The organism is uncultured Thiodictyon sp., assembly GCF_903828115.1.
In the GTDB taxonomy this organism is placed as follows: domain Bacteria; phylum Pseudomonadota; class Gammaproteobacteria; order Chromatiales; family Chromatiaceae; genus Thiodictyon.
On record NZ_CAIKKU010000786.1, the window covers coordinates 1 to 8,436 of the forward strand.

Here is an 8,436-nt window from a genome sequence, read left to right on the forward strand (position 1 = left end):
ACGGGTGCTGCTGTCACGTTCTCCGGCGCAACTGAGCGTCAAGAGGCTTGAGTTGCAGGCCGCAACGCCTATCAACCAAGTGCGGATAAATCCTAACTTCATCACTGAGCAACTTTGCTCAGAATTTTAGGAACAGTCTCCCATGCAAGACCTGAAACCAAGCACCGTCGCGCCGGTACCGTCGGCCCCACCGTTTTCAATCGGCACCCTCAGGCACCTGAGGATTCTGTGTATCTCTGAGGTGGGCTGGCTCGACACCCCGACCCTGTTGGCGGATATCGCGGCGGCCGGCGGCATGGGCGCCAATCAATATCAGGTGCCCTGGCCGCCGTTTGCCCAACTGCACGCCGACAACGCCGCCGGGTCCGCGGCCCTGATCGAAGCGGAAACCGCGGATGGCAGGCGGCACCGGGTACTGTTCGATACCGGGTGGAATCCCGCCTGGATGCAGCGCCGCTTCGCCGAAGAGGGGGTGGACCGGCTGTTGGCGCAGGGCGCGATCGACTGTCTCGTCATCAGTCACGAACACTTCGATCATTTCTGGGGCATCGGCGTCACCCTGAAGCTCTGCCCGTCGCTGCCGATCTACATCCCCGCCGGTTTTCATCCCGAGGGGCTGGACCTGATCAAACGGCATGGACATACCGGCCCGCTCATCACGGTGCCGCCCCAGCAGCCGCTGACGCTCTTCCCCGGGTGCGCGCTGGTGCAGTTTCCGATGCAGACGCTCTTGCAGGTCGCGGGCGAAAACGTGCTGTACTTCGAGATCGCGGACAAGGGCCTGGCGATGGTCACCGGCTGCGGTCATGGCGGGGTGCTGAACCTGCTCGATTACGCCCGGCGCACCTTCGTCGGCGGCGACCGCCTCTATGCGGTCTATGGCGGTCTGCATATCGCGCCCTTCGACGACTGGAATGCGGAGAAAGACCAGGTGATCGCCGCCCTGGCCGACTATGGCATCGCGCACTTCGGCTGCAATCACTGCACCGGCGCGCTGGCGGTCGAGAAGATGATCGCCGCCGGCCTCCCGGTGGTCCGGGGCAAGGCCGAACATGGCTCCAAGACCGATCTGTTCCTGGGTAACGGGGAGGTGCTGGAGCTATAGGCGGCGCAACAAGCGTTCGCTAATTGACTGGTTTAGCCCCGAAGGGGCGCGACATACCAGCCCAGGGCAACGCCCTGGGATAGCATTGTTTATTCGGCCTAGCCCTGGAAGGGCGTGACGTAAGGAGCCATGCCGTTATGTCACGCCCTTTCAGGGCTAAGCTCCGCGGATAACCCATACCCAGGGCGTTGCCCTGAGCTGGTATGTTCGACCCCGTTGGGGTCGCTACGCGAGATCAGCTGAAACCGGGTACTAGGCGCCGGCCACCAATGCCGCCATCTCCCGCACCCCAATCGCCTCGACCCCCTCGGCGACCGGATAGCGCTCATCTCCGGCGTAGACGACAAAGGCCCGTGCCGGCTTGAGGTCCTCGCAGGCGACATAAAAGCCGCGGCGGGGCTTGGCCGTCAGGGCACGCTTGATCTCGATGGCCCACAGGCGGCCGTCCGGGCGCTCCAGCAGCAGATCGATCTCGGCCCCGGCAGCGGTGCGGTAGAACAGGGGCTGGGTGCGGTCCGGCAGCAGGGCACTCAGGGTCTCGATAACGAAACCCTCCCAGCTTGTCCCTACGACCGGGTGCCCCGCCAGGCGATCCAGGTCGACGATGTCCAGCAGGGCATGGACCAAGCCGCTGTCGCGGACATAGACCTTATGCGACTTGACCAGCCGCTTGCCGAGGTTGGCGTGGTAGGGTTGCAGGCGCCGCACCAGGAGCAGATCGACCAGGAGGTCGATGTAGCGGGTGACGGTCTGGGTGCTGACGGCCAGGGCGCGGCCCAGTTCGGACGCATTGAGCAACCCGCCCTGGCGGTGCGCCAGCATGGTCCAGAGCCGCTCCAGGGTCGCCGCGGGGAGGCGCGGGCCGAACAGGGGGACGTCGCGCTCCAGGTAGGTGCGGATGAAATCCTTGCGCAGGGCGAGGCTGACGGCGTCGTCGATGGCCAGGAAGTGGTTCGGGAAACCGCCGCGCAGCCATAGGCGCTCCAGGTCCGCGCGTCCGGGTGCGACCTCAAGTGCGGTCAGCGGTGCCAGGTCTACATAGGCGATGCGCCCCGCCAGACTCTCGCCCGACTGGCGCAGCAGGTCGATGGAGGCCGACCCCAGGATCAGGAAGCGCCCCGTCCCCCGACCACCGCGCCGCCCCTCGTCGATGATTCCACGCAGGCTCTCGAAGATCTCCGGCATCCGGTGGATCTCGTCCAGGATGACCAGTCGGTCCGCCAGGCGCTCCAGATAGAGGCGCGGGCTTGCGAGTTTGTCCCGGTCCTCCCGGGACTCCAGGTCGAGATACAGTGCGCCGCGCTCGTCACCGATGCCCCTGGCGAGCGTCGTCTTGCCCACCTGGCGCGGCCCGATCAGCGCGACGGCGGCCTGGCGGGCGAGCGCGGCGCGTACCGCAGTGTCGGCGAGACGGGGAAGTATCATTGCAATCTTTCCATGGCGTGGAAAGATTGCAATGATAACTGAACGGGCGGGGCGGTTCAGCAGCAGGAACGGCTCGGCGCCCGCGTTGGGGACGAGTCGGTGCGGAGGGCGAACCGGCCTACTCCCCAACCTCCGCCAGTGCCGCAACGACCAGTGTCCGGCTCAGATAGAGTCCGTCTCCGAGCAGCCGCTCAACCAGGGGGCGAGCCGCGGCGATCCATCCCATGCGCTTGGCCGCGAGCACGATTCCAAAGAAGATCAGCGGCGACGCATTGACGATCATCCGGTCAGGCACACCAACTCCTCCCGCAGTTCGTCGATATCGGTTTGCACCGCGGGCACCCGACGACGATACAGTTCGTCGAGGAACCGGGCGCGACTGATGCCGAGGATCTCGGCGGCCTTGCCCTGGGAGATACGCCCCTCGGCGTACCATTGCACCACGGCGGCGGTCTTTACCTCTTCAGCCAACTGACCAGGTCCTTTGCGCAGGGCGGACATGGCACTGCTGTCGAAATTCAGCACGATCTGGGTCATGGGCGGGGACCTCCCGGCCAGGGGTTGGTTTGTCTGGTTGCTCTAGTCAAGGCCTTCCGACGAATGGCGATGTTTTGAGGGTCTGCCGATGTAGCAGCTTGCGACGGTGGATACTGCGTAGTGAACCGGCTGAGAAACAGGCTCGTGGGGTCATTTCTCGCATTGTTGCATTTCCCAAATCTCGCGACGCAACGCCGCTGGGCCACCCCGGCCCTCTCGGGGATCGCGTCCGGCCTCCCTTCCTCGATCGGGACGCAGCTATTGTAGCCGCTCATGCGACCGGGGCATACAGCTATGGGACCATCACGGAGCGCCTTGGAATCCAATGGGCAACCGTTGGCCGCGTCGCCCGGAAAGTAATGCGACGATGCGAGAACTGACCCCGCCGACTTCGTCGACTACCAATAACCTACCAATGCTATCCGACAGTTAGATTCCTAATGGCCGCTCAAAGACGACCACCTCTCGCATGATTTCGGAATAATTATCAACCAGTCCCACGGGGCGTTCCTCCTCGTACTCCATGAAGTCCTCTCCCCACACCTCGCTCACTAGAGCGCAGAAGGCATCGAACGGGGTTCGCGGGCCGGGAAGCGAGGCATAGCCTGGTAGACTCTTTGGCCACTGTTTATTGCCTACCGCTAGTATCATTGGATCGTCGGCCTCCAGAAACAGTAAATCGGGATCCGGCAAAAAGCCAGTCTTGAAATTTGAACGGTACATCTCATCACGTTCCTCATCGTATTCCACGATCAGGCCCTTGAGAACGCGTACTGTATTACGATGTTGCAGAATCCCCCGTAATTGAGACTGGCTCTTCCCCTCATTGCCTACCAGCGCGATCGGAAGATCGCCCGGTTCGCCACCAAGAGCCAACACTACACAGGCGCAGCGCACTTTGGACCATGGGGCGAGATCGGAGACCGATAACAGTTGCGCCTGTTCGGTTGCCCACCCCCCAAGAACAGGGAGCGGAGCCGTCGGAAACGCGGTATTTCGGGCCACGGTTTCAGGCTCACCACCGATGAGCACGCCACCAATGTAGCTCAAAGCAGCGGCACGCAACCCACCGATAGTGACGATACCAATAGCTGGCGCCAATAAGTCCCCTTGATTCGCGTGGATGCACGCGCGCCCATGTGTTAGTTCCCCGCGAAGCTCCCGTAGATTGCCCGCACAGCCCAGCGACGGTCTTATCACTAAGGGCAGGCTCCCAATCAATGCGCGGATCAACAATTGATCCCCAGACACAGTTCGCCAGTCGTTCGCCTCGACTGCGCAACTCGCTATTTCGGAGCGATCGGCCACATCAATGCGCACATCAAGGGCAGGACAAAGAGAAGCGGCAAGGGCACGTAACCCAAGCCTTGCCTGGTTTACTCTACCGAGCAAACCGCCCTTTTCATCCGGATCCTTGAGCAAGCGCACGGCGACCCTGGTTCCGCACTCGACCAAGCTCTCATCAGGGGTAGAGTCGCGCAGAACAGGGCGGGAGGCGAGTCCGTGTCGGAATTCCAGCGTGCGCGTGTCTACGAGGGCAGCGGCATAACGACGACTCGTCACCTTGACGTGCTCGCCGAGGATGAAGATCGAAAAGAAACCGATCCCAAAACGGCCCGAGGCGTTCAGCCCCCGGCCGACCAGCCCGGGATGCTCTTGCTGCATGGCGCTGCTCCGCCAAAGGGATGCGCCGAAGTCGAGCAGAGTGCCAGTCAGCACACTCGTGCTCATACCGACCCCGTTGTCTTGGACCTCAAGCCAGACACCGTCCGACCTGTCCCGCAAGGTGACCGTGATGACGCCGTAGTCGGCGCCGATTCCGGGCACGCAACGGCGCGCCCGGATAGCGTCCGCCGCATTCTGGATCAGTTCCCGCAAGGCCACCCGAGGATCGTCCCCATACAGACGTTTTCCACCAAGTCTCTCCACGAGTGCGGCCACGTCGGTAACCCGCAGACGGGTATCGACCGGCCTCCAGCCGGGGGTTTCAATGTAGCGGGCCAATCTTGCCGGCGACTCGGCAGCTTTGACATGGTCTGCCTTGAAGCGGGGCCGACCGGTTTCCTCAAGAAAGGCATCCACCCCACGCAATTCCTGGTCGATCATTTGGATGGTATCGAAGCAAAGCCACCAGGCGTCGGACTCGTGCACCGGAAATTCACTGCCGGTGTAGACGAGTGCGTCGCTTTCCCGAGATGGCTTTCCCAACCGCTGCTGGAAGGCCCAATGCTTCGCCGATTCTCCCGCAGGGCGCATCAGGGTTCGCAGCCAGCGGGGGGCTCGTCGATGATCGATATGGGCGGCGTCGGCAACACGAAGCAGGCAGGCGATCTTCTGCGGATCGACCCGCCAGGATGCCGGGAGCCCCGGACCCGCATTGCAGACAGGCGGTAGGGCGCTGAGGTCTGCGACATTCCACCAATGGCTCGCCGCGGTCTTGCCGATCAGCCTGCCGTAGTAGCCGCGCAGATCTGAGTCCTGAATCAGGAATTCGGGTGTGGCAGGTTGGTCGGGGCCGGGCCATGCAGTGATCGGCAGCTGCTCCGCCTGTTTGGCGTGCAAGGCTCGCAAGACGATAGGGACGGCCTCCGCGATGACATCGTCGGCTGCGTTCTCGATGTCGTCGACCGCTACGGGCTCGTCCTGCCGTCCGCCCAGAATCAATGCAATCGCATCGCGCCATTCATCCGTCTTTGCGAGATCGGTCAGTCCGCCGGGGAACGCGGCGAGCGTCATAGCGGCATCGTGGAGCAGGATGGCGCCACCCAACACATAGCCTTCCGCGGGTGATAGTTCAAATTCGTCGCCTGCAATCAGGCTGGCGGTCTCCCAGAGTGCGTCCAAGTGGGAAATATCGTGGACAGTCAGGCTCGGGATATCCGCCGATATTCGCGTAACGAGACTCGCTGTTCGGTGGCGAAGATCGAGGAAGCTCACGCGTAATTTATCACGCGCAGACTCGTCGGCGCCGCCTGGGCGCTGCGCAAGCGTCGAGCGCCAAAGATGGGTATCTTGGAATGATTCTGGTATCGGCATCTTTGGTCCCGAAGCGAGTCGCACGTATCAATTAGCTGACCAACGAGATAATCGGCGCCCATCAGGCGCTTTCGGCAAGGTTCCGATCAAGCTTGGCAAGGATCGCCTGTGCCCAAGGATTGATAATTCCATAGGTCCTGGCGAGGCGCCCGTCCGTGATGCGAAAAATAAGCCTGGCGCTCGCATTCTCAATGGAGTTGTCATAAACGTAAGCGCGATCGACCAGGCGCGCGGCGGTTCGGCAGTTGGCCAGCGAGCGTGCGTACCGGTCGATGATCTTGCTGATCGGGACATCGTGACCGCCCTGCATGACCCGCAGGGCGACACGCTTGGCGTTGATCGAGGGGTCATCGGTGCCGACGAAGAACAGACGGACGAAGAAGCCGCGATCACGCGCCCGGCGGATGAAATCCAACTTGTCCGGCATGGACAGTACCGTCTCGAACGCAAGGCTGCGCCCTTGGGTCAGACAGGTTTCGCGGATCTCGGCAGCGCGGCGGGCGGCCTTGAGGACCGGGTCAGGCGCGTTCCAGTCGCCGAACTCGTCGCGGGCGATGAAATCGGGATTGACATACTCGCAGCTGCCCATCCACTCATGGCGGAGCAGTTGCTCGGTGACTGATGTCTTGCCCGCCCCGTTGGGGCCGGCGACCACGATCAGCCTCGGTCTTTCAGACTCGCTCATGGGTTACAGAGCAAGGCATTGCAGCGTCGAGCGCCGATTGTACGCGCTCCATTGAGATGCGACGGGCCAGGTCGCCGCGACGGCGTGCCTCCTCGGCAACCGCCTCCATCAGGGCCGCCAGTTGCTCGTCGGTCGGCTCGTGTTCGATGTCGTTGAGGTCGAAGTGTGCGGGGTCCATGGTCGGGTCCAGGCTGAGTCGCGTCGGCAGGGGCGGGTCGGCGAAGTGTAACCCGATGAGTCAGGTGCCGGGTGACGGGGTGTGGAGCATGGTGGTCAGGGCCTTGATCATGACGCCGACCACCCTGCTGGACGCGAGATCGCTGGTCCGCACAGCGGACCCTACGGGCGCGGGGCGTAGGGTCCGCTGTGCGGACCGGGCACCGCTGAACGAAGCCGTATTCAACCCCCCGAGCGCCCACAAAAAAGCCCCGCCGAAGCGGGGCTCTTTCAAACTAACAGGAAAGCCCAGGCGATCAGTAATCCATATCGCCCATCCCCCCCATACCGCCCATCCCCCCCATACCGCCGCCACCGCCGCCGCCCATGGGCTTCTCATCCTTGGGCAGGTCCGCCACCATCGCCTCGGTGGTGATCATGAGGCCAGCGATGGAGGCCGCGTTCTGCAGGGCATAGCGCGCGACCTTGGTGGGGTCCAGGATGCCCATGGCGATCATGTCGCCATATTCGCCGTTGGCGGCGTTGAAGCCGAAGTTGCCGGTGCCGGAGGCGACCTTGTTCAGCACCACGGACGGCTCGTCACCGGCGTTGGCGACGATCTGGCGCAGGGGCTCTTCCATGGCGCGCCGGGCGATGGTGATACCCACGTCCTGGTCCTTGTTGGCACCCTTGAGGCCGCTGATCTTGTTGAGCGCGCGCACCAGGGCGACACCGCCGCCGGGGACCACGCCCTCTTCCACGGCCGCCCGGGTGGCGTGCAGGGCGTCCTCGACGCGCGCCTTCTTCTCCTTCATCTCCATCTCGGTGGCGGCACCGACCTTGATCAGGGCCACACCGCCGGCGAGCTTGGCGAGACGCTCCTGGAGCTTCTCCTTGTCATAATCCGAGGTGGTTTCCTCGATCTGCTTCTTGATCTGGGAGACGCGGCCCTGGATGTCCGAGCTCTTGCCGGCGCCCTCGATGACCGTGGTGTTTTCCTTGTCCACCACGACCCGCTTGGCGCGGCCGAGATCGTCCAGCGTGACGTTCTCGAGTTTGATCCCGAGGTCCTCGCTGAGCATCTTGCCACCGGTCAGGACGGCAATGTCCTCCAGCATGGCCTTGCGGCGGTCGCCGAAACCCGGCGCCTTCACCGCGCAGACCTGCAGGGTGCCCCGCAGCTTGTTCACCACGAGGGTGGCGAGGGCTTCGCCCTCCACTTCCTCGGCGATGACCAGGAGAGGCTTGCCCGACTTGGCGACCTTCTCGAGCAGCGGGAGCATGTCCTTCAGGCTCGAGATCTTCTTCTCGTGAACGAGGAGATAGGCGTTCTCCAGAACGGCTTCCTGATCTTCCTGGTTCGTCACGAAGTAAGGAGAGAGGTAGCCCTTGTCGAACTGCATTCCCTCGACCACTTCGAGGGAAGTTTCGATCGACTTGGCTTCCTCCACCGTCACCGTGCCGTCCTTGCCCACCTTGTCCAAAGCGTCGG

General features: G+C 63.1%; 8 protein-coding genes. 1 reads left to right on the forward strand and 7 read right to left on the reverse strand.

All coding sequences use genetic code 11. The features are described from left to right. Positions 1-142: 142 nt before the first annotated feature. A complete protein-coding gene (locus tag QZY48_RS28880; protein WP_295437162.1) occupies positions 143-1,105 on the forward strand; it encodes an MBL fold metallo-hydrolase in 963 nt (320 codons plus the stop codon). A gap of 252 nt (positions 1,106-1,357) precedes the next feature. Here the strand turns inward: QZY48_RS28880 and QZY48_RS28885 are convergent, their stop codons facing one another. The 7 genes from QZY48_RS28885 to groL all read right to left on the reverse strand — a co-directional run. Beyond that, the gene (locus QZY48_RS28885; protein ID WP_295437163.1) at positions 1,358-2,530 is read right to left on the reverse strand and encodes an ATP-binding protein; all 1,173 of its coding nucleotides are present in this window, start codon (positions 2,528-2,530) and stop codon (positions 1,358-1,360) included. A 118-nt stretch (positions 2,531-2,648) separates the two neighbouring features. Then, a complete protein-coding gene (locus QZY48_RS28890) occupies positions 2,649-2,825 on the reverse strand; it encodes a DUF3368 domain-containing protein (RefSeq protein ID WP_295437165.1) in 177 nt (58 codons plus the stop codon). Continuing rightward, positions 2,810-3,067, reverse strand: coding sequence for a UPF0175 family protein (locus tag QZY48_RS28895; protein ID WP_295437167.1), 258 nt, complete (start codon positions 3,065-3,067; stop codon positions 2,810-2,812). Before QZY48_RS28895 ends, QZY48_RS28890 begins: the two co-directional genes overlap by 16 nt. A 429-nt stretch (positions 3,068-3,496) precedes the next feature. Further along, positions 3,497-5,911 (reverse strand): ATP-binding protein, encoded by a 2,415-nt coding sequence (locus QZY48_RS28900; protein WP_295437168.1) that lies wholly within the window; start codon positions 5,909-5,911, stop codon positions 3,497-3,499. Between the two features lie 253 nt (positions 5,912-6,164). Continuing rightward, positions 6,165-6,788, reverse strand: a complete 624-nt coding sequence (locus tag QZY48_RS28905) for a zeta toxin family protein (protein WP_295437170.1) — start codon at positions 6,786-6,788, stop codon at positions 6,165-6,167. Further along, on the reverse strand, positions 6,775-6,966 hold the full coding sequence (locus QZY48_RS28910) for a hypothetical protein (RefSeq protein ID WP_295437172.1): 192 nt from the start codon (positions 6,964-6,966) through the stop codon (positions 6,775-6,777). Before QZY48_RS28910 ends, QZY48_RS28905 begins: the two co-directional genes overlap by 14 nt. A gap of 295 nt (positions 6,967-7,261) precedes the next feature. Next, positions 7,262-8,436: chaperonin GroEL (gene groL / locus QZY48_RS28915; RefSeq protein WP_295437174.1), on the reverse strand; the 1,175-nt coding region annotated here is incomplete at its 5' end.